The 24,116-nt window shown below is 69.5% G+C and carries 25 protein-coding genes and 1 tRNA gene; 14 read left to right on the top strand and 12 right to left on the bottom strand.

The window, feature by feature from the left end:
- Positions 1 to 393: 393 nt before the first annotated feature.
- Together ACTWQC_RS15670 and ACTWQC_RS15675 are read left to right on the top strand one after the other, a co-directional pair.
- On the top strand, positions 394 to 1,074 hold the full coding sequence (locus ACTWQC_RS15670; RefSeq protein ID WP_443316290.1) for a bifunctional DNA primase/polymerase: 681 nt from the start codon (positions 394 to 396) through the stop codon (positions 1,072 to 1,074).
- A gap of 284 nt (positions 1,075 to 1,358) precedes the next feature.
- On the top strand, positions 1,359 to 2,111 hold the full coding sequence (locus ACTWQC_RS15675) for a hypothetical protein (protein WP_443316291.1): 753 nt from the start codon (positions 1,359 to 1,361) through the stop codon (positions 2,109 to 2,111).
- A gap of 229 nt (positions 2,112 to 2,340) precedes the next feature.
- Here ACTWQC_RS15675 and ACTWQC_RS15680 read toward each other — a convergent pair whose 3' ends face one another.
- The 3 genes from ACTWQC_RS15680 to ACTWQC_RS15690 all read right to left on the bottom strand — a co-directional run bounded on the left by ACTWQC_RS15680 (position 2,341) and on the right by ACTWQC_RS15690 (position 5,070).
- Complete coding sequence (locus ACTWQC_RS15680) at positions 2,341 to 3,324, bottom strand: DUF5926 family protein (protein ID WP_443316292.1); 984 nt, start codon at positions 3,322 to 3,324, stop codon at positions 2,341 to 2,343.
- Between the two features lie 199 nt (positions 3,325 to 3,523).
- Positions 3,524 to 4,129, bottom strand: a complete 606-nt coding sequence (locus tag ACTWQC_RS15685) for an ATP-binding protein (RefSeq protein WP_443316293.1) — start codon at positions 4,127 to 4,129, stop codon at positions 3,524 to 3,526.
- A gap of 98 nt (positions 4,130 to 4,227) precedes the next feature.
- Positions 4,228 to 5,070, bottom strand: coding sequence for a glycerophosphodiester phosphodiesterase (locus ACTWQC_RS15690; RefSeq protein WP_443316294.1), 843 nt, complete (start codon positions 5,068 to 5,070; stop codon positions 4,228 to 4,230).
- A 239-nt stretch (positions 5,071 to 5,309) separates the two neighbouring features.
- On the opposite strand from ACTWQC_RS15690, the gene ACTWQC_RS15695 reads away from it, so the two are divergent.
- A complete protein-coding gene (locus ACTWQC_RS15695) occupies positions 5,310 to 7,040 on the top strand; it encodes a trypsin-like peptidase domain-containing protein (protein WP_443316295.1) in 1,731 nt (576 codons plus the stop codon).
- Between the two features lie 85 nt (positions 7,041 to 7,125).
- Here the strand turns inward: ACTWQC_RS15695 and ACTWQC_RS15700 are convergent, their stop codons facing one another.
- Together ACTWQC_RS15700 and ACTWQC_RS15705 are read right to left on the bottom strand one after the other, a co-directional pair.
- Positions 7,126 to 7,713 carry an ISL3 family transposase gene (locus ACTWQC_RS15700; RefSeq protein WP_443316296.1) on the bottom strand — a complete coding sequence of 196 codons (588 nt, stop codon included), beginning with the start codon at positions 7,711 to 7,713 and terminating at the stop codon, positions 7,126 to 7,128.
- A gap of 105 nt (positions 7,714 to 7,818) precedes the next feature.
- Positions 7,819 to 8,019, bottom strand: coding sequence for a hypothetical protein (locus tag ACTWQC_RS15705; protein WP_443316297.1), 201 nt, complete (start codon positions 8,017 to 8,019; stop codon positions 7,819 to 7,821).
- Between the two features lie 292 nt (positions 8,020 to 8,311).
- Here ACTWQC_RS15705 and ACTWQC_RS15710 point away from each other — a divergent pair, with 292 nt between their 5' ends.
- The 7 genes from ACTWQC_RS15710 (at position 8,312) to ACTWQC_RS15740 (ending at position 14,079) form a co-directional block, all read left to right on the top strand.
- On the top strand, positions 8,312 to 8,731 hold the full coding sequence (locus ACTWQC_RS15710) for a YciI family protein (RefSeq protein WP_443316298.1): 420 nt from the start codon (positions 8,312 to 8,314) through the stop codon (positions 8,729 to 8,731).
- Positions 8,728 to 9,903 (top strand): RNA polymerase sigma factor, encoded by a 1,176-nt coding sequence (locus tag ACTWQC_RS15715; protein ID WP_443316299.1) that lies wholly within the window; start codon positions 8,728 to 8,730, stop codon positions 9,901 to 9,903. The genes ACTWQC_RS15710 and ACTWQC_RS15715 overlap by 4 nt, the downstream gene beginning before the upstream one ends.
- Before the next feature lie 592 nt (positions 9,904 to 10,495).
- A complete protein-coding gene (locus tag ACTWQC_RS15720; RefSeq protein WP_443316403.1) occupies positions 10,496 to 10,822 on the top strand; it encodes an effector-associated constant component EACC1 in 327 nt (108 codons plus the stop codon).
- 2 nt (positions 10,823 to 10,824) lie between these two features.
- A complete protein-coding gene (locus ACTWQC_RS15725) occupies positions 10,825 to 12,624 on the top strand; it encodes a caspase family protein (RefSeq protein WP_443316300.1) in 1,800 nt (599 codons plus the stop codon).
- A 236-nt stretch (positions 12,625 to 12,860) separates the two neighbouring features.
- Positions 12,861 to 12,947 (top strand) — tRNA-Ser (locus ACTWQC_RS15730).
- A gap of 341 nt (positions 12,948 to 13,288) precedes the next feature.
- Entirely contained in the window at positions 13,289 to 13,633 is a 345-nt protein-coding gene (locus tag ACTWQC_RS15735) for a hypothetical protein (RefSeq protein ID WP_443316301.1), read from the top strand.
- Between the two features lie 5 nt (positions 13,634 to 13,638).
- On the top strand, positions 13,639 to 14,079 hold the full coding sequence (locus ACTWQC_RS15740; protein WP_443316302.1) for a MerR family transcriptional regulator: 441 nt from the start codon (positions 13,639 to 13,641) through the stop codon (positions 14,077 to 14,079).
- 346 nt (positions 14,080 to 14,425) lie between these two features.
- On the opposite strand, the gene ACTWQC_RS15745 is transcribed toward ACTWQC_RS15740, so the two are convergent.
- Entirely contained in the window at positions 14,426 to 14,884 is a 459-nt protein-coding gene (locus ACTWQC_RS15745; protein ID WP_443316303.1) for an SRPBCC family protein, read from the bottom strand.
- Between the two features lie 549 nt (positions 14,885 to 15,433).
- Here ACTWQC_RS15745 and ACTWQC_RS15750 point away from each other — a divergent pair.
- Positions 15,434 to 16,048 carry a dihydrofolate reductase family protein gene (locus ACTWQC_RS15750; protein WP_443316304.1) on the top strand — a complete coding sequence of 205 codons (615 nt, stop codon included), beginning with the start codon at positions 15,434 to 15,436 and terminating at the stop codon, positions 16,046 to 16,048.
- Between the two features lie 424 nt (positions 16,049 to 16,472).
- Here the strand turns inward: ACTWQC_RS15750 and ACTWQC_RS15755 are convergent, their stop codons facing one another.
- Positions 16,473 to 17,384, bottom strand: a complete 912-nt coding sequence (locus ACTWQC_RS15755) for a D-alanyl-D-alanine carboxypeptidase family protein (RefSeq protein ID WP_443316404.1) — start codon at positions 17,382 to 17,384, stop codon at positions 16,473 to 16,475.
- A 686-nt stretch (positions 17,385 to 18,070) separates the two neighbouring features.
- Here ACTWQC_RS15755 and ACTWQC_RS15760 point away from each other — a divergent pair.
- Complete coding sequence (locus tag ACTWQC_RS15760; protein ID WP_443316305.1) at positions 18,071 to 18,244, top strand: hypothetical protein; 174 nt, start codon at positions 18,071 to 18,073, stop codon at positions 18,242 to 18,244.
- Between the two features lie 190 nt (positions 18,245 to 18,434).
- Here the strand turns inward: ACTWQC_RS15760 and ACTWQC_RS15765 are convergent, their stop codons facing one another.
- The 4 genes from ACTWQC_RS15765 to ACTWQC_RS15780 form a co-directional block, all read right to left on the bottom strand.
- Entirely contained in the window at positions 18,435 to 18,893 is a 459-nt protein-coding gene (locus tag ACTWQC_RS15765) for an SRPBCC family protein (RefSeq protein WP_443316306.1), read from the bottom strand.
- A gap of 109 nt (positions 18,894 to 19,002) precedes the next feature.
- Positions 19,003 to 19,497 (bottom strand): HIT family protein, encoded by a 495-nt coding sequence (locus ACTWQC_RS15770; protein ID WP_443316307.1) that lies wholly within the window; start codon positions 19,495 to 19,497, stop codon positions 19,003 to 19,005.
- 122 nt (positions 19,498 to 19,619) lie between these two features.
- Positions 19,620 to 19,970: a DoxX family protein gene (locus tag ACTWQC_RS15775; RefSeq protein WP_443316308.1), complete on the bottom strand. Its 351-nt coding sequence runs from the start codon at positions 19,968 to 19,970 to the stop codon at positions 19,620 to 19,622.
- 50 nt (positions 19,971 to 20,020) lie between these two features.
- The gene (locus ACTWQC_RS15780; protein WP_443316309.1) at positions 20,021 to 20,695 is read right to left on the bottom strand and encodes a helix-turn-helix domain-containing protein; all 675 of its coding nucleotides are present in this window, start codon (positions 20,693 to 20,695) and stop codon (positions 20,021 to 20,023) included.
- A 102-nt stretch (positions 20,696 to 20,797) separates the two neighbouring features.
- Here ACTWQC_RS15780 and ACTWQC_RS15785 point away from each other — a divergent pair, with 102 nt between their 5' ends.
- Complete coding sequence (locus ACTWQC_RS15785) at positions 20,798 to 21,793, top strand: class I SAM-dependent methyltransferase (RefSeq protein ID WP_443316310.1); 996 nt, start codon at positions 20,798 to 20,800, stop codon at positions 21,791 to 21,793.
- Here ACTWQC_RS15785 and ACTWQC_RS15790 read toward each other — a convergent pair whose 3' ends face one another.
- Entirely contained in the window at positions 21,794 to 22,930 is a 1,137-nt protein-coding gene (locus tag ACTWQC_RS15790; protein ID WP_443316311.1) for a bifunctional DNA primase/polymerase, read from the bottom strand.
- A 236-nt stretch (positions 22,931 to 23,166) separates the two neighbouring features.
- Between ACTWQC_RS15790 and ACTWQC_RS15795 the strand changes: the two genes are divergently transcribed.
- Positions 23,167 to 24,114, top strand: a complete 948-nt coding sequence (locus tag ACTWQC_RS15795) for a bifunctional MaoC family dehydratase N-terminal/OB-fold nucleic acid binding domain-containing protein (RefSeq protein WP_443316312.1) — start codon at positions 23,167 to 23,169, stop codon at positions 24,112 to 24,114.
- Positions 24,115 to 24,116: the final 2 nt, after the last annotated feature.

The following is a 24,116-nucleotide window of genomic DNA, read 5'->3' on the forward strand; positions in this document are numbered from 1 at the left end:
CCTACTCGGCAACGGCGCCCGTCCCCGAATGGCGTGGGGGTTCCCCTGCCGAAGGCAAGGGAAACGGTTCGGGACGGCAAGCGCCATGCGGCGCCACCCCTCGCCATGTCCCACGCTCGGCCCGCGACGTGATGCGCTGAGTTGAACGCGCAGTGACGAATGATCCACATGGTGTGAGCGAACTGAACTGAACGTGTTCGCGGAGCACCACGTACTGCCATGCAGTCGATCGGGTACTCGATCGATACGGAGATCGGTGCACCAGAAAGATCCGGTACATCCGGTAGCAGTACATGAACCGGTACAGCGTGTGTGAGGACGCGATGGATGCTCTCCCTGCCTCCCGCAGGGGGAACCCCACCCTCGGCGTTTAGCGGAAAGGAACGAGCGCTCATGCGCGAGATCCTCGGAAGGCGACGCAGGTTCCTGCCCGGTCGTAGGCGCGGCGGGAAGCCGGCCATGCTCGCTGCGGCGCTCACCTGCGCCACCGAGTGGCATTGGCCAGTGCTCCCAGGCGTGGGGCTCCAGGCCGGCGGCAGCGGCGCGCGCGGTTGCAGCTGTCCGCACCCGGACTGCGTGGTTCCGGGCGCGCACCCCTTCGACCCCGGACTTCTGGCGGCGACGACCGACGCCCGCATGGTGCGGTGGTGGTGGGAGAACCGCCCCACCGCCCCCATCGTGCTGGCCACCGGCGGCCGCGCGCCCTGCGCGCTCAGCCTGCCCGCGGTCGCGGCGGCGCTGGCCCTCGCCGAGCTCGACCGGATGGGCGTCCGGCTCGGGCCCGTCGTGGCGACCCCGACCCGCTGGTCGATCCTGGTGGCGCCGTACTCCCTCGAGGTGCTAGGCGAGCTGCTGCACCGGCAGGACTGGGTGCCCAGCTCGCTGCGCTTCCACGGCGAAGGCGGCTATCTGGTGCTCCCGCCGTCGGCGACCGGCGCCGGACTCGTCCGCTGGGAGCGGGCGCCGCTGCCCGGGTCGGCGGCGCCGTGGCTGCCGGACGTCGAAGCGGTCGTGGACGCGCTGGTCGAGGCGAGCACGAGCGCGCCCGGCGGGGGAAGCCGCCTCGCGTACTGAGCCGGTCGTACGGGATCGGTGCGGATCTGTACGGGAGCCGCACCGGTCTCTGCGGGTCCAGCCGGACCCGTACCAGATCCGTGCCGGACCATACGGGGACCGGGACTTCGCGTCGGGCGGTCCCGAACTCCCCGTCGGCCGTGGCCGCGAGGCGCGTTCACTCGTACGGGTATGAGCGAGCCAGAGATATACGGGAAACGGCCCCGGGCGCCCGGAGAACCCCGCTCTGCCCTATATGTTCGGCCTGCCGTCAAGCATTCTCAGCGAGTTGCAGGTGGGTCCTCATGGAGCGGGCGTCCAATGCGCACGGGTCGAACGTCCGCACCGCCGCGCTCGCGGGCGCGGCGGTCCTCGCCCTCGTACTGCCGCTGGCCGCTGCCACAGCAGGCCCTGCGGGACGGGGCAGCGACCGTCGCGACAGGACTGAGGCGCCGCCTGCCGCGCCGTCCATCTCGGTTCCCGCCGCACCGGCCGAGAACCCCGAGGACGCCGAGAACGCCCAGGACGCCGACGGCAAGGCGGTTGGCGGCGCGGGGAGGGGCGGCTCCACCGTCGCGGCCCGTGGCGCGTCCGCTCTGCTGCCGGACCTCGGCCTCACCGGCACCTCCCGCTGCGGCCCCGAACTCACCTCCCCTGAAGGGGTCGAGGCCCAGACCTGCGTCTTGCGCGAGGGCCGCGACACGTGGGGGCGCACGTACTACCGCAACGCGACCGGGCGTACGCTGCAGGCCGTCCTGAGCCTGATGCGTCCCGACGGCAGGACCGTACAGGTGTACTGCACCCTCGACGCGAAGGACGACCCGGGGGCGTGCGAGACGCCGCGTGCGCCGGGGTGGGCAGCCGGTGCAACTCCCACCGGGCAACGGGCGGCTGAACCTGGGGAGACGGCTGGGGGCGCTGCTGAGCGCACGACAGAGCAGGGCGAGGGTGAGAGCCAGGCGTACGGGGCAGCGGCGTACGGGGCTGTGGCGGAGATCGCGGCAGCGGACTCGGACCGGCTGCTGCTGCGCTCGGGGAGCAACTCCCCCTACAGCTGAGCGGGTTGACCTGCGGCTCTGGCGCCGCGCCAGGGCATCGCACCCGGGGCATGGAGACGCCCGGTCGCTGGCGACGGGGGATGCACCAGCGACCGGGCTTCTAGAACGGTAACAAGAGATCCGCCGTTCGCAAATTCGATCGCGGATTTCCGGACGCCGATTTACCGTTCAGTAGGGGTAGTTGTGACAGGAGTCACGTCCAGGCGTCCCGAGCGCGGGCCGCCCCGGTTCAACTCAGCGTCACCTGCCGGTTGGTGAGCCCCCCGCGCGCCCGCCGCTCCTCGGCGGTCAGCGGCGCGTCGGAGGACAGCGCCTCGGTGAGCCGCTGGGCGAACTCCTGCGCCGGCTTCTCCACGTCTTCCGCGCCCACCGAACTCGGCAGGTCCCACACCGGCACCATGAGCCCGTGGGCCCGGAACGAGCCGACGAGACGGGTCCCCTCGCCGAGCGACGACGTCCCCGCGGCGTGCAGCCGCGCGAGGGCGTCGAGCAGCTTCTCCTCGGAGTGCGGCATGACCCAGCGCAGATGGTTCTTGTCCGGGGTCTGGCACCAGTACGCCGCCTCGACGCCGGAGAGCCGGGCGGTGGGGATCGCGGCCTCGTTGGCCCGCTCCAGGGAGGCGGCGACCTCGGGCGTGGTGTTCGCGGCGTCGTCCAACCAGAACTCGAAGCCGCTGTGCACGACCGGCGTGAACGCGGCCGCCGGGTCGAGCAGATCCTGGAGGCGCGGGCTGTCGGCGGGGACGCGCTCGGCGGCCACGGGGGTGCCCGGCGCGGCCTCGAGCGCCCGCCGCAGCACGTCCGCGAGGTCGCGGCTGATGTCGCCGGAGGCGGTGTCGTTCTGCAGGCCGAGCATCACAGCGCCGTTGTCGCGGCGCAGCGCGGGCCACGCCATCGGCAGCACCGTCGCCAGCGTGACCGACGGGACGTCCTCGGGCAGCCCGCCCTTGAGGCCCAGCTCCACGGTCGCGGCGGGTACGAGCTCGCGGAGGGCGACCCAGTCGCACTCGCCCGGCAGGCCTTCGAACGGGCGCTGCACGAGCTCGGTCACGGCGTGCGCGGCGGCCCGCCCGTGACATGCCTTGTAGCGGCGGCCGGAACCGCAGGGGCAGGGCTCGCGTGCGCCGACGACCGGAATGTCTCCATCGGAAACCTGGGTGGCAGAGCTCTTCCCGGAAGTCTTGGCCTTCGTCTGAGGGCGCTTCTTGGCCATGGCGTGGGTTTCTCCGTTACGGCGGTGTGTCCTGGCCGCCGAGCCTAGCCCTTCGCTGTGGTCTGCGACGCGCTCCTCCGAACGCGCCTGCCGCCCGGGTCTCCGGCCGGGTCTCCGGATGAGGTCGGGCCTCCGGCCTGGGCCGGGTTTTCGGCCGCGGTCGCGCCCTGGTCGAGACCGGGCCTCTGGGCGCGGTCGCTCAGTCCAGGTCGTTGAAGAGGTCGGCGACGTCCAGCGCGGGGACCCCCACGCGCGTAGAAATGCTCTGGCGCCGCGGCGCCGGGGCGAGGACGGCCCACACGGTGACCTCGCCCGCCGCGTCGTCCCGTACGCCCCAGTCCTGGGCGAGTGCCGTGATGATGTTGAGCCCGCGGCCGCCCCGGGCCGTCACCGAGGGAGTGGCCGGAAGTGGTCGGGTCGGACCCCCGCCGTCCGTCACCTCGACGGTCAGCCTGCCGAATTCGTCCACGCGCCAGGCGGCGCGCACCGCGTCGGGCCCGTCGCCGTTCGTCCCCGTGTGCAGCGGACGACCGTGCCGACATGCGTTGCTGAGGAGTTCGGAGAGGACCAGGACAGCGTCATCGACCACAGAATCCGGCACTCCGCTTACCCGGAGCCCCTCGCGCATCCTGCGCCGCGCCGCACCCACGCCCGCTGGGCCATGGGGCACGGCCATGATCGACGAAGTCGGCACCTCCTGTGCCACCACCAACGCCACCCCCGAGACCTCCTTTGCCCCACGCCACGGGAACGATGCCCCCTTGGACTGGACCGGAAACCGGCCAACCGCGATCCCGTGGCGCACTCGCAACGATCGAATACGTACCGAACGCGCCGGTGCACTCCCTGTAAGGGCAAGGGGGGGCGGCGGCGGGCTTCTCCACCTGACCCGCCGGGCACGCTCTATGCGCGGCCGAGCAGGGACAGCACCTGCCGGGGGCGGTTGGTGATCACGGCGTCCACGCCGAGGCGCGCGCAGAGTTCCACGTCAGCGGGGGAGTCGACGGTCCAGACGTGGACACGGTGGCCCGCCCGGTGGGCGCGGTCGACGTAGCCGGGGTGATTCCTCAGAATCCGGATGCCCGGCCCGGCGATCCGGGTGCCGGCCGGAAGCCGGCCGTCGCGGTAGCGGGGCGAGAGGAACTGCATCAAATAGACGGTCGGGATGTCCGGCGCCCCGAAGTTCACGCGGTGCAGCGAGCGCGCGGAGAAGCTCATGACCCGTACGGCCGAGGGCTCGCCCGCGGGCGGGGTGTCGAGCCCGAAGCGGCGCAGCAGCTCCAGCAGCCTCTCCTCGACCTGGCCCGCCCAGCGGGACGGGTGCTTGGTCTCGATGGCGAGCTCCACGCGGCGGCCGGCGTCCGTGACGAGTTCGAGGAGCCGCTCGAGGGTGAGGACGGAGGTGCTGTCCCCGCGCGCGGTCTCGTCCCGATCCGGGGACTCGTCCGTGTTCTTGGTGCCCTTCCAGGAGCCGAAGTCGAGCGCGGCGAGGTCCGAGAGCTCCATGGCGGACACGGAGCCCCGGCCGTTCGAGACGCGGTTGACCCGCCAGTCGTGGACACAGACGAGATGCCCGTCGGCGGTGAGCCGTACGTCGCACTCGAGGGCGTCGGCGCCGTCCTCGATGGCTTTGCGGTACGCGGCCAGCGTGTGCTCCGGGGCGTCCTCGGACGCACCGCGGTGGGCGACCACGGAGATCCTGTGCGGTCCCGGACGGAGGTCGCGGGCCGGGTGCGCATAGGTCATCGCGTTATGGTGCCACCGCCGGGCGGGGCGACGCTCGTACGGCCGCGGCTCGCGCGCCAGCGGATGCGTCCGTTTCGTCCGGGATAAAGGATGGCGGTCCATACCACCGTCACTGCTTACGGTGCTCTGACGCCCTGTGGGAAATGCTGGCGACGAGAGTGGGTTACGTGGGCCGTGACCGATGAATACTGACGTAACCGTCGCGACAGAGCGACTGACGTGCACCTGAGGAGAAAGCTGTGAGCACCGAGAACGAGGGCGCCGCCGTTCCGCCTGGGGTGGAGCCGCCGTCGGCGCCCGAGACGCCGGTCGCCGGGCCCGCGTCCGCGTCCGGCGCACCGACCGCAGACTCCGCGCGCCGTGCCGAGCCGGCGCGGCCGCCCGTGCCGCCCGCTCAGGGACACGCGCGCGTGGAGGCGGACACGGACTATGCGCTGCCGGCGCCGGAGGAGCGGACAGCGCAGCTTCCCACGGTGGGTGCAGGGGACGGCCGCTCCGACGGTGGCTTCAACGGTGGCTTCGACGGCGGGTCCGCCGCCCGTACGGCCGAATTCGCCGAGTACCCGGCGTACGGCGCGCGGTCCGCACATGGCGCATCCCCGGGTCAGGAGCCGCAGCAGCCTTCGGGGGCCCACTCGGAACAGCCCGGTCAGCCTGGTGCGCCGGGTCAGCCCGGTGCACATGGTCAGCCCGCTGCGCCTGGTCAGCCGGGTCAGGCGCCCGGGTCTCCGGGGGCCGCGAGCCCGGCCGGGGGCGCCGGCTGGCCGCCCCCGCCACCGCCCGGTAGCGGCTGGGGCAGTGGCCCTGGCCCCGACCCCGTACCGCCGCCGCCCGGCGGCTCGCCGCGCAAGCGGACCGGTATGGTCGTGGCGGCCGTACTCACCGCCGCGCTGGTCGCGGGCGGCGTCGGCGGCGGTATCGGCTACCTGGCCGCCGACCGTGGCGACAGCACCGGCTCGACCACCGTCTCCGCGTCCGGCGACCCCGAGGTCCTCAACCGCTCGCCCAAGTCCGTCTCCGGCATAGCGCAGCGGGCGCTCCCGAGCGTCGTCACGCTCGATGCGCAGGGCAGCCAGGGCGAGGGCGGCACGGGCACCGGCTTCGTCTACGACAAGCAGGGCCACATCCTCACCAACAACCACGTGGTGGCCTCCGCGGCCGACGGCGGCAAGCTGACCGCGACCTTCTCCAACGGCAAGAAGTACGACGCCGAGGTGGTGGGCCGCGCCCAGGGCTACGACGTGGCCGTACTCAGGCTCAAGAACGCCTCGGACGCGAAGCTGAACCCGCTGCCGCTCGGCGACTCGGAGAAGAAGGTCGCGGTCGGCGACGCCACGATCGCGATCGGCGCGCCCTTCGGCCTGGCCGGCACGGTCACGACGGGCATCATCAGCGCCAAGAACCGCCCCGTCGCCTCAGGTGACGGCGGCAGCAGCAACGCCTCGTACATGAGCGCCCTCCAGACGGATGCCTCGATCAACCCGGGTAACTCCGGCGGCCCGCTCCTCAACGCCGAGGGCGCGGTCATCGGCATCAACTCCGCCATTCAGTCGGCGGGCAACGGGCTCGGCGGCGAGGCGCAGCAGTCCGGCAGCATCGGCCTCGGCTTCGCCATCCCGATCAACCAGGCGAAGCGCGTCGCCGAGACCCTGATCAGGACCAGCGAGCCGGTCTACCCGGTGATCGGCGTCCAGGTGGACATGCGCGAACAGGGGGAGGGCGCCCGTATCTCCCAGACCGGGAACGGCGGCTCCGAGGCGGTCACCCCGGGCGGGCCGGCCGACAAGGCGGGCCTGAAGCCCGGTGACGTCATCACCAAGCTCGACGACACGGTCATCGACAGCGGCCCGACCCTGATCAGCACGATCTGGACCCACCAGCCGGGCGACCAGGTCAAGCTCACGTACGAGCGCGACGGCAAGACGTCAACGGTGGACGTCACCCTGGGCTCCCGCAAGGGCGACAGCTAACCGCTGGGCTGACCCTGTGTCGCCCCAGGTGGGCGACGCGGGGGGCCCGATGGCGACCTCGGTGATCGGGCAGGTGTGGAGCGACTCAAGGGCCTTCTCGGCGGTCTTGCGGTCTTGCGGTCTTGCGGTCGGCGGTGGAGCTGGTGGCGGTGTAGATCAAGCGGACCTGCTGGTAGACGTGCCAGGTGACCTCGACCTCGCTGTTCGGGTCGCCGAGCGGGAGCCACTGGTCCAGTCGTGTGCGTTGCCGGTCGGTGAGGTGCTCAATTCCGGTGAGCAGAGTGCGGCGGATCATCCGGTAGAGCGGGTCGCCCTTGTGCCCACGACGTCCGAGTGTGGCCGGCTGGACACGGCGTCGGACCTCGTCGAGTGCGTTGCCCCCGAGCTTGACGACGTGGAAGGCATCGAGCACCGCGACCGCGTCGGGCAGCTCGTCACGGATCGCGTTGCGGTACCCGCGGAACGGGTCCAGCGCGGCGCATTCGACCGACACGGTGACCTCGGCCCCTTGCTCCTTGAGCCAGTCGGCGTAGCCCGTGCCGGACCTGCCCTGCACGGCATCGAGCAGCCGCGCACAGAGACGCCGGTCGGGGCCGCGGGTGAGGTCGACCATCACCGTGACGGCCTTGTCCGCGGAGGAGATCCTGCTCGGGCGCCAGATGTGCTCGTCCACCCCGATGGCATGCACCCCCGATGGCCTTCACCCCCGATGCGCGCTTCTTGATGTCGATCGAGGTCTCGGCGTGCTTCTTGACCACGTTCCAGCAGGTGTGCCAGTTCACCCGAGCCGCCGCGCGATCGCCGACACCGTGGTGTCGTCGAGCCGCAGCAGACCGCAGCAGCGCGCGGATCCGACCGCCCGCTCCACCGCCAGGCTGGTGAGCTTGGCCCGCGGCGGCGCGAAGTCGTGCTCCTCGGTCCAGATCCCTCGACGACACGAGGGTTCGGGGCAGCGCCAGATCCGCTTGCGCCACCGCACCCCGCACTGGCGTGCCGAAGGACGGGACGTCGTGCAGGGCCTGGACGTGCCGGCCGTGGCCGACCGCGACCACCCCGCAGTCCGGACAGCCGGTCAGATCGGCGTCGGACTCGACGTCCAGCACCACCAGACCCCGTCCACCGCCAACGTCGGGATCGCGGGTGAGGCCGAGGACGAGGCTCATCCACGAGAGCCAAAAGAATGCGGACGGCGATGTCGAGAACCCGTGGCCGGCTCCGTCCCCGGGTGAACGCGACCACAATGGGTCGCACCAGCACCGAGGAGAAACACGATGGCCAAGTACTTGCTGCTGAAGCACTACCGCGGAGCCCCGGCTGCGGTGAACGACGTGCCCATGGACCAGTGGACGCCGGAGGAGATCTCGGCCCACGTGCAGTACATGCAGGACTTCGCGGCCCGGCTCGAGGGGACCGGCGAGTTCGTCGACGGTCAGGCGCTTGCCCCCGAGGGGACGTGGGTCCGGTACGACGGTGAGGGGCGCCCGCCGGTGACCGACGGGCCGTTCGCCGAGACCAAGGACCTCATCGCCGGCTGGATGGTGATCGACGTCGACAGCTACGAGCGTGCCGTCGAGCTGGCCGGAGAGCTGTCGGCCGCCCCTGGGGCGGGCGGCAAGCCGATCCACGAGTGGCTCGAAGTGCGCCCGTTCCTGGCCGCACAACCCACCATCACGGAGTGCCCTCATCGATGAACGAGGCCCTGCTCCGGAGCCTCACGCCGAGCGTGCTCGGGATCCTCGTCCGCCGCGGAGCCGACTTCGCGGCGGCCGAGGACGCCGTGCAGGACGCGCTGGTCGAGGCGGTCCGCGTCTGGCCGGCCGACCCGCCGCGGGATGCGAAGGGCTGGCTGGTCACCGTGGCCTGGCGCCGGTTCCTCGACGCGACCCGGGCGGACGCCGCCCGCCGCCGGCGTGAGGACCTCGTCGACGAGGAGCCGGTGCCCGGGACCGCGCCCGCGGTGGACGACACGCTCCAGCTCTACTTCCTGTGCGCCCACCCGTCACTGACGCCTTCGTCCGCGGTCGCGCTCACGCTGCGCGCCGTCGGCGGGCTGACCACCCGCCAGATCGCCCAGGCCTACCTGGTGCCCGAGGCGACCATGGCGCAGCGCATCAGCCGGGCCAAGCGCACCGTCTCCGGCGTGCGGTTCGACCAGCCCGGCGACGTCGCCACCGTGCTGCGCGTCCTCTACCTGGTCTTCAACGAGGGCTACTCCGGTGACGTCGACCTCGCCACCGAAGCCATCCGGCTCACCCGGCAGCTCGCGGCCGCGATCGACCACCCCGAGGTGGCGGGGCTGCTCGCCCTCATGCTGCTCCACCACGCCCGGCGCACGGCCCGCACCGCGCCCGACGGCAGCCTGGTGCCGCTCGCCGAGCAAGACCGCGGCCGGTGGGACACCAAGTCGATCGCCGAGGGCGTCGAGATCCTGCAGGCGGCCCTTGCCCGCGACCGGCTGGGCGAGTTCCAGGCCCAGGCCGCCATCGCTGCACTCCACGCTGACGCACCCACCGCCGAGGAGACTGACTGGGTGCAGATCGTCGAGTGGTACGACGAGCTCACGCGCCTGACCGACAGCCCGGTCGTCCGGCTCAACCGCGCGGTGGCCGTCGGCGAGGCCGACGGACCGCGCGCCGGCCTGGCGGCGCTCGCGGCGCTGGACGACACCTCCCCAAGCTCTTCGAGCAAGGGATACCCCATGCCCCGCCGCGCGGCGGTGGCTGCTTACCTCCACGAGCGCGACGGCGACCTGGCGACGGCGGCACGGCTGTACGCCGAGGCGGCCCAAAAGGCACCCAACCTCGCCGAGCGCGACCACCTGACGCGCCAGGCCGCCCGGCTCAACGCCCGCCGGTGTCGCTGACGGGTCGCGCTCGGATTCGCACAACCCTTGGCGCGGCCCCGGCTGCGGGCCCATGGCCAGAGCCGTCGCCTCAAAGTTAGGGTTCGGCCGCCGTCTCGTTACGCGAGCGCTCGTGACCGGATCGATTCCAACTGGAACACCTCCGGACAATGTCCGGGGCCGAGCACTCTCTCCCTGCCGCGCTTGCGGAGACGGGGACGTCCCTTTACTCAGTATGCGGGGAGTAATCCAGACTCCTGTTCCTTTCGGGCTCGAATTTCGGACAGCTGAGCGAATATTTTGGTTTTAAGTCCTTGGTTGTGCCATGCAAGTGAATTTGCCGCCTGCGCGTCTCGGCTGATCTGATTGTCCAGCTATAGGTAGCGGCGAGACCTGCGCCTTGTGGGGTGATCCATGGCGGTATGTCGGTACAAGAGAGTCATCAGCCTGGCCTCATAGGGATCTTCAGCGCGAAAAAATCACAGCGCCCGAGGAAAGGTGAGGGCATCACCGACTTACCGCAGTTGTTTGCCGCGAAATCAAACGCTCTAGCAGGGACAGGCGGAATGAGTACCTAATGGATCTTAGGGTGTCAATTGAGGCTCCGGATTCTATGGCGTGCCTGGAATCCCTAAGTGACTGGCTGCGGGGCGATCCTGACTTCGCAGGCCGGGTGCGCGTGAGCGGTCCCAGCCCTGGCCCGAATGAAATGGGGGGAATCGCCGATCACCTGATCATTGCCGTCGGGTCCAGCGGCACACTAATAGTCGGCCTTGCTGGTGCGCTAAAGGTATGGCTTTCCCATCCGCGAAGGTCCGATGTGCGGGTAAAGGTGCGCTGTGCAAACGGGCGAACCGTGGAGCTTGACGCCAAACGAGTCGCAGTGTCAGACGTCGAGAACATGTTTCGCTTGGCTCTGAACGGTGAGAATCCGGAGTAGTCATGCATCTGCCAGACCCCCGACGATCCCGGGCGCTCCTGATTGGTGCGAGCCAGTACGCCAACGCCGAATTGTTCGATCTCCCGGTAGTGCCCGATACCCTGTACGACTTGACGGCGGCTCTGACGGATCCGAAGCACGGAGTGATCTCCGAAGAGCACTGCACCGTGATCTGCGACGAGGGGGACGTGCGGCAGGTCGGCCGCGTCTTGCGATCCACCGTCGAAGCTGCGGAGGATCTGTTGCTCGTGTATTACACGGGCCACGGTTTGGTGGGTGGTAGGCGGCACGAATTATACCTGGCGCTCACCGAGAGTGAAGAGTCTGCGCCTGCGTTCAACTCCCTTGCCTATGACAACTTGCGCGACGCCGTCCTTGACAGTCCGGCGTCACTCAAGGTCATTGTCCTGGATTGCTGCTTCTCCGGGCGGGCCATCACTGGCTCGTTGGCGGATGCGTCGACGACGCTCCTCGGCCAGATCGAAGTGGACGGGTCTTACGTCCTCACTTCGGCCCCCCGCGACAAGGTTGCGCTGATTGTTGAGGGTGAAAAGCATACGGCGTTCACAGGCAGGCTGATCCGATTGCTTAATGAGGGCATCATCGGCGGGCCTGAACTGCTGACGATAGGCGACGTGTATCGATACTTGCTTGCATCGATGAAAGCGGAGTGCCTCCCGGTTCCGCAGAGCCTCGGAACAAAGACCGCCGAACTGCTTGTGCTGGGACGCAATCGAGCCTTTGGCGCCTCACCCGCTCCTGAGCCTCGGCGGGAGCAAAGGAGGGCAGCGGAACTTAGTGGCACGGTGCAGTTGGCAATCCCGCACTCAAGCAACCAGCGCCGCCACAGTGGGGGCATGCGGGCCCCCGGACGCACTGGTCCTGCCTCCTGGGCAATCATTCTTGCCCTGATACTGCCTGTAATAGCTGGCTTTATTCTTCGGTCCGACTCCATCAGTGCAGCGAGGTCTGAGGGAAACGCCGATAGTTCCTCTATTTCCGATTCCCCACGCGACTCTGCTCGGCCGGTGCAAGTGCAACCCTCCCCCAGCTCCTCATCGCCCACGGCGAGTATCGGCACTAGGGACCCCATGGCTAGCATTGGCGACCGTCCAGTCAACACTGCTGAAGTCATGGCTTTGCATCCATGCATCCAGACAGATCTATCACTGCGGGTGAAAAGTGCGGCGAACACCTACGGCCCGGACGTGTGGCCCGAGTTCCCACTGATGATCCAACACGATGGTGACGGCGCCTGCCGGGTCAACCTGGGGCGCACCTCATCAATAGTGACGATCAGTACCGCTGAGGACGAGCGAGTCTGGTCCTCAGGTGACTGTCCGCCAAGCAAGGAGGCCCGGTGGGTGGGGCTCACTAGCGAGGAAACCGTGACCGAAACCTTCAGATGGGAGCGCAAAAGAAGCGAACCCAAATGCGGCACTCCTAGCGGCAAGCTCGACGACGGTACGTACTTCGTGACGGCCAGCCTCGAAGGACTCACCGCTGAAACCGTCTTCCACCTGGGGAGAAATCTGGGGCCGAGTGACACAGGCGCAACCGGCGGCACCGGCGACGGCGACCTCAGCACAACTGTCGGCGGCACAACCACAGGCAGTGACGGCGAGACTGCGGACGGGGGCGCAGGGGCCGGTGGTGGAGACGGCAGCACCACCAACGGGGACTGCGGAGGCATCTTTGGAGGCAAAGCCAGCGAGCCTTGCCCGAGCTCCAGTCCCAGTTCAAATCCGAGCCCCAGCGAGTCGAGCGATAGCGGCGGCCTCTTCGGCGGCCCATCCGGCTAGACCAGCACCACTATCCTTCGTCCTTTCGCTGCTATGACGTGCGGAGATCTCGTTGGTAGCGTTCGCGGCCACATTGGTCCACTCAAGGTGACGCGATGCTGCTTTTTTGCCGGGGTCCGGTGTGGCCCGGAGGGGCCCAGTTCCGGAGTCTGTGGACCAGGAGTGGACCTACCGCCCGAGCGAGGGGCCCGCGGCCGGTAGGCTGTACCCGCTCCGCCGCAGGTAGGCGGGGCGAGGGAGGGTTGCCCGAGCGGCCTAAGGGAACGGTCTTGAAAACCGTCGTGGTGGCGACACCACCGTGGGTTCAAATCCCACACCCTCCGCAGATGCATGGCCCCTGACCAGGTAATTCGGTCGGGGGCCGTTCTCCTGTGCGCTGTCCGTCAGCCACCGTGGTTCCCTGTGGGTTCCCCGTTCATCGGGCACGGCAGGGGCACGGGCACCTTCTGATCCGCAGCTCTGTGTGGAACGGTCAGCGACGGTCATAGAGGTGGCGCGATAGTCCTGCGAGAGCGCTGATGGACGAGGCCGGGTGCTGCGGTTGCGGTACTTCGTTGCTGTACCGCAGCTTCGAGGACACCGATCACTTGCCATCGGTACCTGGGTACAGGTTTACCGTCGGAGATGTCCTCAGAGAGGGGACGCGATGACGGGAGTGAGCGCGATGACTGAACTGGATTGGGTACCGCAGTCGTGCACGCTGCCGACTGAGGAGCGGCCGTTGCGGCTTGCTGAGTGGGACGCCCTGTTCGCCACGCAGGTGACGGCGCCGTCGCTGGCCGAGCCACTGCGTGTACGCCTGGAGCTGCCCGCCGGAGCGGAGTGCGAGGAGCGGACCCGGGACCTCGTGGAGCGTGAGAACGGCTGCTGCTCCTTCTTCGAATTCACCGTCACTGACACCTCGAAGGCCGTGGTGCTGGACATCTCGGTTGGCCAGGCGCACGCGGCAGTGCTGCACGCTCTGGCGGCGCGAGCACGCGAGGCGGTTGCACCCCTGGGGCCACAGTGAGCGGCGTGGAGCTGCGCAGTGGACAGGTTGCCGATGCGGCCGGGGTGAACATCCAGACCCTGCGCTACTACGAGCGGCGTGGGCTGCTTCCCGCACCGGAGCGCAGCCCCGGTGGTCACCGCCTGTACGGGGGTGAGGCGGTGACCACGCTGCGGATCATCAAGGCTGCTCAGCGCCTGGGCTTCACGCTGGATGAGGTGGCCGAGCTGCTGGAGGCCGGACGCCACCGCCACGGCCGCCCGGTCGCGGGATTGCAGAAGCGTGCGGCGGCCAAGCTCGCCGAGGTCGACGCAAAGATCGCGGACCTGAACACGATCCGCACTGCGCTGGTCACGGCCGTTGAGGCTGGGTGCGATGACCTGACCGAGTGCGCCACGAATTCTTGTTGCCCGATCCCGTTCACCGACCTTGCCGAGGAGAACCGCCATGCCGGCCCCTGCTGCTGATCCGCGCCCGCCTCGGGCTACCAAGGCATTGGCGGGCCTGGCCGGGCTGGCCTGTGTGGCGTGCTGCCTGCTGCCGATTGCAATTACTGCGGGCGTCGTGGGCGCGGGGACCTCCGTGGTCGTGGGTTGGCTGCCGGCCCCCGGGGCCGTCCGGCTTCAGTCCGGCGCTATGAGATTCCCGCAGCGCAGCGCAGCTTGATCACGTAAGTGTCGATCACCCTGATGACCCGCCGACTCACCCGCCGCGCCAGCGCGCTCAGGATGAGCCGGCGCCCTCAGAAAATCAGCGCCTTCGTGACTGTGCATCCCAAGCGGTCAGGTCTCCGGCAGAGGTGGCCACCAGCTGTTATCCGGGGCTCACGCGCCCTCGCCAGCCGCCGGATTCGCGACCGCGCTGCTCGATGTACTCCTTGAAGCGCCGCATGTCGCCCTTGACGCGCCGGTCGATCACGCCGACCGCGGACGCGGTCTTCTCCGCCACCCCGGTCGGTTCGACGTCCATCACGATCTCCACGCGGGTGTGCGTGTCATCCAGGCGCTGGAAGTGGACCATGCCCATCTGCTTGGTGTCGCCGCTGGTGGTGCGCCAGGCGATCCGTTCGTCAGGGAGCTGGTCGACGATCTCGGTGTCGAATTCCCGCCGTATGCCACCGATCTTCGTGGTCCAGTGGTTATGGGTGTCGTCGAGCTGGGTCACCTCCTCGACCCCCTCCATGAAGTTCGGGAAGTCCTCGAACTGCGTCCACTGGTTGTAGGCGGTGTGGACCGGAACCTCGACCTCCACCGATTCCTTCACCGTGCTCATGACTGCACTTCCTTTCCGTGTCCATCGTGTCGGCAGCGGTTCTGCCGCACATGGTCGGCCAGGTGCGGCGGGTACCCCTGATTGCCCGGATTACGACCCGCGGGCCCTTCCCCGACCGCTCGAACAGCGAGAGAACCTGCGCCCCGGCAGCGGCCCTGCCGCACCGGGGCGCACCGGGGCGCACCGGTCAGCGGCTACCGCGCGTGGCGGTGGCCTGAGAGGTGTCAGTCAGAGCGACGCCAGAGGCCCCTCTGGCGGGCCCCGACGTCCGGTCGCACGGAGCGCCCATCTCTCCAGGTCAGAGCAGAGGTGACGTCCGAAAGCCGCTCGGTTTTTGAAAACTGTCGTGGTGGCGACACCACCGTGGGTTCAGCACGTGGTCGCGGATCCGCGGCCTGTCCCGTCGAACGGTCGTCGTGGCGATGACTCCGATCGGGCGCCGATCCCGCATCATGCATTCGACGGTCGCGACGCCGCCGATGAGTTCATCCGGCTCCCGAGGTCCAACTAGACGCAGAGGTCATCGACTACCTGTCCTGGAGGAGCATCATGAGGAAGATCACTGCCGGCCTGTTCATCTCGCTCGACGGGGTCGTCGAGGCGCCCGACCAGTGGCACTTCCCGTACTTCAACGACGAGATGGGCGCCGCCGTCGACGCGACCCTCGGCGCGGCCGACACTCTCCTCTTCGGTCGCAAGACCTACGACAGCTTCGCCGGGGCGTGGCCGGAGCGGGAGGCGGCCGGCGGCGAGGATGCCGGCTTCGCCAAGACGCTCGGCGACGCCCGCAAGATCGTCGTGTCGAACCAGGAGCTCGAGTTCACCTGGCGCAACTCCGAGCAACTCGAGGGCGACCTCGTGGACGCCGTTACCGCCTTGAAGAACGAGCCGGGCGGGAACATCGCCCTGAGCGGCTCGGTCTCGGTCGTTCGCCAACTGCTGGCCGCCGGCCTGCTGGACGAGTTGCATCTGCTGGTGCACCCGATCGCCGTTCGCAAGGGAATGCGGTTGTTCGACGAGGGCGAAACCCCGATCCCACTGAAACTGATCTCGTCCGAGACGTTCCGGACCGGCGTCCTGAACCTGGTCTACGCCCCGGCCCAGTCGACCGGCAGGGGCACCTACGACGACGCCAAGATCCACCTGCCCCAGCCCGAGCAGTAGCAACGTCGGCACCATGCTGGGAGCACGCGTTGCACGGCAGTTCCCTCGTGCCGGATGCGCGCCAAAACGGCAGGCGATCCGCTCCCACGAGCAGTGTCGAACGACCTCGCAGGTGTTCCGGAGTGTTGACGGCACCTCGGTGCTCGATAGCCGAGCAGCTCGGTGGGGTCAGCCGCGGCTGATCTCTGCACTGCCGCGCTGCTGGTCGCGCTCCAGATGCGCCGCGGACCCGGCTCGACGGCATAAGAGTAGGTGAGAGGGGGTGTCCGGAGTTTCCGGACACCCCCTCTATCTCGATCTCTGTCTCGAACTGTCCCGGAACGCCGAGGCCTCGCGCTGCGCTACGTACGGCCGGGCGACCGGTGGCCGGATCAGTGCCGTTGCCCGTCGGTTTCCGGGCCCCTGCTCCGGTCCGGTGTCCGGGTCAGTCCTGCTGGGCACCCGAGGGCAGGCTGCGCAGCTGCATCGTCGACGCCGTGCTGGTGCCGAAGCCGTAGTCCAGAAGCTTCGCGGCGTCGTTGTAGCGGTCCGTGCCGTTCAGGACAACGCCGATGAGGGTCTTGTCGCCGCGTGTGGCGGCGAAGACGAGGCAGGGGCCGGCGGTGGAGCCGGTGCCGGTCTTGATGCCGATGGCGCCGCTGTAGGAGCCGAGCAGCTTGTTGGTGTTGTACCAGGTGTACGTGCGCGTGCCGCCCGTGCTCGTCGTCGCGTAGCGCACGGTCTTCTGCGTCTTGACGACCGTACGGAACGTCGAGTACTTCATGGCGCTCCGACCGAGCTTGGCCAGGTCGCGCGGGGTGGTGTAGTTGTTCCCGGTCGTCGATATGCCGTCGAACGAGTCGAAGCGGGTGTTGGTCATGCCCAGGTCGGTGGCCTTCTTGTTCATCTTGCTGATGAACGACTGCACTCGCGCGGACCGGGTGGTACCGGTGCCGAAGGTGTCGGCGAGGGCGTACGCGGCGTCACAGCCCGAGGGCAGCATCAGCGCGTACAGCAGCTGGCGGACCGTCACGCGGTCGCCCGTCTTCAGGTCCGCGGTGCTCGCGCCGTTGGCGGCCACGTAGTCGCGGTAGGTCTGACTGACGGTGACCTTGCGGTCGAGGTCGAGATTGGTCTGGCTGAGGACCACACGGGCGGTCATGATCTTCGTCGTGCTGGCCATCGGCCGCTTGGTGTCGGCGTACTTGCTGTACCGCGTGGTGCCGGTCGCATTGTCCAGAAGGAAGGCGCCCTTGGCGCTCACCGTGGGCGCGGTGGCCGCCTGCGCGGGCGCGGCCATGGGGGAGATCGTCAGGACGGCACCCGCGGTAAGGACCACAGCCGCGGTCTTGCGCATGCGCGTGGTCGCGCCAGTCTTGCGTACGCCCGTCCCCTGCCGTACGCGTATGCCCTTGTTGAGGGTTATCAAGTCGAACGCTCCGATATCAGCCTGAAGCGGCGGAAAGACTTCAATCGCAGGCGCTGAAGTGCGCTGCTGCCTCACAGACGCAGGAGACGGGGCAATGGATGTACGGCTGCGGCGTGATTTTGGTCCCCATACGAGTCCCGGGCGTCGACTCGGAGTCGGGGGCAGGGCGTTCAGGAGGTCGTACTGCCGTCGACCTGGGCACGGAGGCTTCCGGTGCGCCCATGCGGCTGAGGACGTCCTGCCCCTCCTGCTAGGTTGGTGCCATCTCAGCCGGGGCCATACGGGACCGGCTGTCCGCACCCTGGGCGGCCCAGCGTAATAACTGGGGTATCCAGGAAGAGTCCGTGACCACGGTGGGCGACCGGCATCGTGCGGCGTGAGTTCGCGGGCTGGTCCCTTGCGGCGGAACAAGGGCCGCCCTGCCACAGGGTCAGCTACAGATTCCGCGCCCCGCTCCACCCCGCTCCACCCTGCTCCACCGGGGCTTCCTGGCCCCGAGCTGAATTTTCTGTGCCGGCGGGAAATCAGTTCGACCATGTTCGCACAGTGGTCGAACTGTTCCCGCCCCTTGCGAGACCGGTTCGATCGCTCCTCAGAGAGAGAATGTCGGACCGTTGGGCGACACCGTCATCCTCGCGATTCTGGCCATCGCCGGTGTGTGCACGATTCTGCTTTTCGCCGTCAAGGGCGTACTGGACCAGTTGCCCGGCATCTTCGAGTCCTGGCACCGTGCCCGCAGGGCCTGGCGCGGGGACGATGCTGACGACGGCGGCTCCAGCACGCAGTAGCCGCGTCGGGTGGGCCGCAGGCGACAACTCACCCCATCCGGACCGGTTCACCGGTCCGGATGCTCCCATGCGCTGTCGGCGGCTGCCTCGGGCAGAGCGGAGGATTGGCCGGAAGCTCCGGACCAACCTTCTGCGGGCGCCGAACCCGCGAGGCCGACCAGGCGGAGCGCCCCGTCAGGCGGCGAACATCTCAGGGCGACGAGGCCGACGATACGAGCGCTTCGAGTTTGTTGAGCGACTGAGTCCAGCCTTCGTCGTGGAGAGCGCGGCGCCGCTCCGTAGCGAAGTCGCCCTGAGTGACCACCAGTTCCGTCGACTCAGTGCCGAGTTCGCGCAGCGACAGGGTCACCACCGTCTCCTGGTCCTCGGGATCTGGATCCTCCCACCGGAACGTGTAGGACAGACGTTCTGGAGGGACGACTTCACGGAATTCCCCTGCCAGGTAGAACCGATCACCTTCGGGAGGCTGCATCCCAATCCGATAACCGCCCCCTGGCCGGAGGTCGATCTCCACACTCGGGATGGTGAATCCGTCAGGGCCCCACCACTTCGCTAGTTCCTGCGGTTCGGCCAGCGCACGGAATACGACCGAGGGCCGTGTGCCGAGCACGCGCCGCAGGCGCAACCTCAGCCCGCCATTCCGCGTCATCACGGACCTCCTGGATCAAGGTGTATCGGCATTTCCCATGTTAGGAAGGCGGCGGGAACTACAGGGCCCCAGACGCGCCTGCGAGCCCTCACCCTTCACCCCTTGGCCCTCAGCCCTCAGCCCTCGGCCCCAAGCCCTCAGCAAGAACCGTCCGCAGGCGAGTACACACGTCGGTCATGGCTGCCGCATCGGGCAGAAGCCCGGCATCGAACATGGCCATCTGCAGCGCAGGTCCGTAAGCGTCGTACCGGGCGAGATCGTCCTTGCGTGCAGGCTGCACGACGAAGTGGATGTGCCCTGGCACTGCGCCCGCATGGGACCAGAGACAGACGTAGACCTGCTCCGGCTCCATCGTCGTAGTGACCGCAGAGCTGACCTTCTGCAGCAGCGGGCCGAGCTCGCTGGATTCGTCTGCCGTCAGGTCGGCCACATGGATCACGTGCCTGATCGGCTTGACCACCAGCGTCCCGAGGCCCAGCGGACCCACGCAGTGCTCGACGACCCATCTACCGGTCTTCAAGATCGTCCCGCCCGGCAAGAACTCAGTACCGGCGATGAGCCCGCAAGCCATGCATGCCGGATCGGTACCCGGACCCTCGTCCAACGCTGCCACTCCTCAGCTCGGAAGCGGCCAGCGTTCCCTGTAGTGGCGAGGACATCAACCTTCCAGCCTCGGCCCGAGCCTCCGACGGGGTGTCCGGAAAATCCGGACACACCTGCTTCCCGTCACGCCGTCGCCAGCCGCAGGATCAGCGCGACCAGGGCGAGCAAGGCGAGCACGAGGGGGGCGGGGAGGTTCTTGGTGTCCTTGGCGCGGATGTGGAAGGTGCAGGCGGTGATGAAGTACAGGATCAGTCCGATCGCGGCGGCGATGCCGAGCGGGGCCCAGATGAGGCCGAGGAGCAGGCCTCCGGCCCCGGCGAGAAGGATGATCGCGAGGTAGTTGAGCTTGTCCTCCTGGACGCCCACCCGGGTGTAGGTCTGGACGACCCGCTCCTCGTGGCTGAGCTTGCCGGTGGCCGAGTACGTCAGGAGCGCGGCGAGGACGAGCGATATGAGGACGGTGGCAACAAACATGGTGCAGCTCCAACAGCTTGTTGACATTCAGGATGATACGTCCTGAATGGTCAGCTGCGGGGGTTTCCGCGGGAGCGGGGCTTGGCGCGGATGTGCATGCGTTCGCCCTGGCGTCCGAAGAGGCTGAGGATCTCGGCGGGGCCCTCTCCGGCGCTGCTGAACCAGTGGGGGAGGCGGGTGTCGAACTCGGCGGCCTCGCCCGGGGTCAGGACCAGATCGTGGTCGGCCAGGACGAGGCGCAGGCGCCCGGAGAGGACGTAGAGCCACTCGTAACCTTCGTGGGTCCGGAGGTCGGGTTCCTCGTCGCTGCGCCGGGGCGGGATGACCAGTTTGAAGGCCTGGAGCGGTCCGGGCGAGCGGGTCAGCGGGACCACGGTCCTGTCGCCGGCCCGGCGCGGGGCGAGGCGGACGCGGGGGTCGCCGACCTCGGGGGCGCCCACCAGTTCGTCCAGGGGTACGCGGTGCGCCTGGGCAATGGGCAGCAGAAGCTCCAGGCTGGGACGGCGCTGCCCGGACTCCAGCCGGGACAGGGTGCTCCTGGAGATCCCCGTGGTCTCCGACAGCGACGCCAGCGTGACGCCGCGCTGGGTACGGAGGCGCTTCAGTCGCGGGCCGACCCTGGCCAGGACGTCGCTGAGGGCGGGGACGGCCGCTGGGCCGGCCCCGGGGCCGGCCGTGAGGTCGGCGGCGGGGCTGGTGGAATGCGAGTGCTCCATGTCGGCCATTTCAAAACGCGCGTCCCGGAAATGGCAATAAAAGTTGTCGGAACCGGACCACAGCTGCAGCCTCCAGGGCGGAGTCTTCGCGAAGACAGCGGATAACAGGAGATGACGCCCGTGAGCCGGCACCAGCAGCCCGACGACCACAAGCAACCTGACCACCCCGACCACCACAACCACCCCGACCACCACAACCACCACGCCGACTCGATCGACTGGGAGGCCTTCGGCGACCAGCTCGAGCGGGACGGCGAGATTCATCTCCCGGCCCTGGAACAGGCGATGGCCTGGCTGCGGAGCCTCCTCCCGGACGAAGGCCACGCCCCCGCCGCCAACCACGCCCCCGCCCCTGCCCCCGAGGTCCGCCGCGTCCTCGACGTGGGGAGCGGCCCCGGTGTCGCCTCGGCCCTGCTCGCCCGGGTGTTCCCCGGTGCCGAGGTCGTCGCGGTCGACGGCGAGCCGGGCCTGCTCGAACGGGCCCGGGCGCGCGCCGCCCGCGAGGGGCTCGCCGACCGGGTCCGCACCCACCAGGCCGACCTGACGTACGGGATCTCCGGTCTCGGTACGGCCGACGTGATCTGGACCCGTCAGGTGATCCACCACCTCGGCGACCAGCAGGCCGCCCTGAGCGATCTCGGCGCGGCACTCCGGCCCGGAGGGCTGCTCGCGGTCGTCGAGCGCGGACTCACCGCGCGCTTCCTGCCCCGCGACATCGGCACCGGACGGCCCGGGCTCCAGGCCAGGATGGACGCGGCCGCGGAGGACTGGTTCGCCGAGATGCGCGCCGCCCTGCCCGGCCACACCCCGGCGGTCGAGGACTGGCCCGCAATGCTCGCCGGCGCCGGCCTCACCCCTGCCGGGACCCGCTCGTTCCTCGTCGACCTTCCGGCCCCCTTGGGCGTACGGCCGCGCGAGTACCTGCAGGCCCAACTCACTCGTGTGCTGGACAAGATGGGGGACCGCCTCGCGCACGACGACCTCGACGTGCTGAAGACGCTGACCGACCCCGAGTCGCCCTCCGGCATCCTCGGACGCCCCGACGCCTTCTACCTCGCCGCCATGACCGTCCACACCGCACGGAACAACCACTACCGTCCCGCCTGATCAGAGCCCCGCCGCCCCCGGCCCCGTGTGCCGCGCCGCCGAGGCGATGGTGGCGCGGGCCTCGCGTTCCGTGAGGCCGGTGTGGAGCGCCGCGTCGGTGAGGGCCGCGGCCAGGTCCCGCCCGAGCCCGGTCTCGTACGCCCGGCAAGCGGCCCAGAAGAGCCGGTCGTTCCGCTGCCCGGGCCGGGAGTCCCGCACGAACTGGACGAGCGCGGCGCCGCTCCGGCCATGCCCACCCGCGCCATGCCCACCCGCGCCATGCCCACCCGCGCCATGCCCACCCGCGCCATGCCCACCCGCGCCATGCCCGCCCGCGCCATGCCCGCCCGCGCCATGCCCGCCCGCGCCATGCCCACCCGCGCCATGCCCGCCCGCGCCATGCCCACCCGGGCCGTGCTCACCCGCGCCGCACGCGCTCGAGCCGTACGCGTACGGGCCCTGTTCGTCCTGCGCCTCCCGCCCGGGGCGCGCGGGAGGCGGGGTGAGCAGGCGTACGAGGGGGGCCGGGGCGGGCGCCGGTTCCGTGGGCCCGGGGGCTAGCCGGTAGACGCCGCGGATGCTGTACGAGCCGGGGCCGACGAGGTAGCCGCCGGTGCCCCGGACGTCGATGCCGGGGGCCAGACGGCCGGCCGAGTTCGGTACCGGCCTGCCGGGCGGGCCTGTCAGCCACAGGTGGCGGCCGCCGCTTGGCGTGAGGACGGTGACCGTGGGCGGAAGAATGAAACCGTGCTCGCCGGCGAGGCGTCTCAGTGCGGCGAGACTGTCCGTGCCGTTCTTGACGTCGAGGTCGAGGCCGATGAGGTGGTGCGGGGCGCGGCCGCAGGCGATGCCGTAGCCGGTGGCCCAGGGCGCGGCGGCGAACAACGCCAGGACCGCCGCAGGGTCGGTCGTCGCGTCGTGAATGCCGTGGCCCGCCCGGCCGCACTCGCCGGTACACCGTACGGGCTCGGGGTCCGCGTGGTGCGGGGAGCGCACGGCGGGCAGCTTGCCGCGGGTCAGCGGGATGACGGGGAGGCCGCGGGCCGCCGCGGCCAGGGCGTGGCGGCGGGCGTCGGCCGGGGGAACCCGGCCGTCGGGGGAACCCCGGCAGGAGGCCAGGGGATGCCGGAGGAGGCCATACCCCACATTTTCGTGCATGTGTTCGACTCCGGAAAGGGGTCCGGCCCCCTTCTTGCCCCGAAAGAGCCTCCGAGGGTGAAGTTGGCCGAAATGCGCCGGAAGGCCTCTGCTGCGTGACGGCGCCCCCCCGGGAGTGTCGTCCCGCAGCCGTTTCCGCGACCTTGACAGGCGGCCTGCACCTGACGGACAGTCAGAAACCCTGAACTACCTGAACTACCTGAATTACCGGAACTCGACGGCAGAACGGGGTGGGCGTGGACGAGGGGCTGTACGAGCGGCTCAAGGCGTACGAAGGGCGCCCCGCGGCGACCGGCGGAGAGGGGAAGGATCCCGTCAACGAGCCCATGATCCGGCACTGGTGCGAGGCGATGGGCGACACCAGCCCCGCCTACCCCGCCGTCGCGCCGCCGACGATGCTCCAGGCGTGGACGATGGGCGGGCTGTCCGGGCACATGGGGCGCACCGAGGCGTACGACGAGCTGCTCGGGCTCCTGGACGCGGCCGGGTTCACCTCGGTCGTGGCGACGGACTGCGAGCAGGAGTATCTGCGGCCGCTGCGCCCCGGCGACCGGATCAGCTTCGACGCGGTGATCGAGTCGGTGTCACCGCGGAAGACGACGAAGCTCGGCACGGGCCACTTCGTCACCACGCGCATGGACGTCCGCGCGGAGGGCGAGCCCGCGGGCATTCACCGCTTCCGCATCCTCAAGTACGCGCCCGCGACCAGGAACCCGCAGCAGCGGACCCAGCAGGAGAAAAGGCCACAGGAGGAAAGGCCGCAGGAGGAGCGGGGCCCATCGCCCGCCAGGCGCCCCCGGCCGGTCGTCAACCGCGACAACGCGGGCTTCTGGGAGGGCGTCGCGCGGCGCGAACTCCTCATCCAGCGCTGCACCCCCTGCGGGACCCTCCGCTTCCCCTGGCTCCCCGGCTGCAACAGCTGCGGCTCCGCGGACTGGGACACCGTACGCGCCTCCGGCTCCGGGACCGTCTACTCGTACGTCGTCATGCACCACCCGCCGTTCCCCGCGTTCGACCCTCCCTACGCGGTGGCGCTGGTCGAGCTGGCCGAGGGCGTGCGGATGATCAGCAACATCACCGGGGTGCCGTACGACAAGGTCCGGATCGGCATGCCGGTGGAGCTCGAATTCCTCAAGCCCGACGAGGAGTTGACGCTGCCCGTCTTCCGGGGAAGCGAGGGCTGAAG

Origin of the sequence: Streptomyces sp. 8N616 (assembly GCF_052246385.1) — a bacterium.
Lineage (GTDB): Bacteria > Actinomycetota > Actinomycetes > Streptomycetales > Streptomycetaceae > Streptomyces.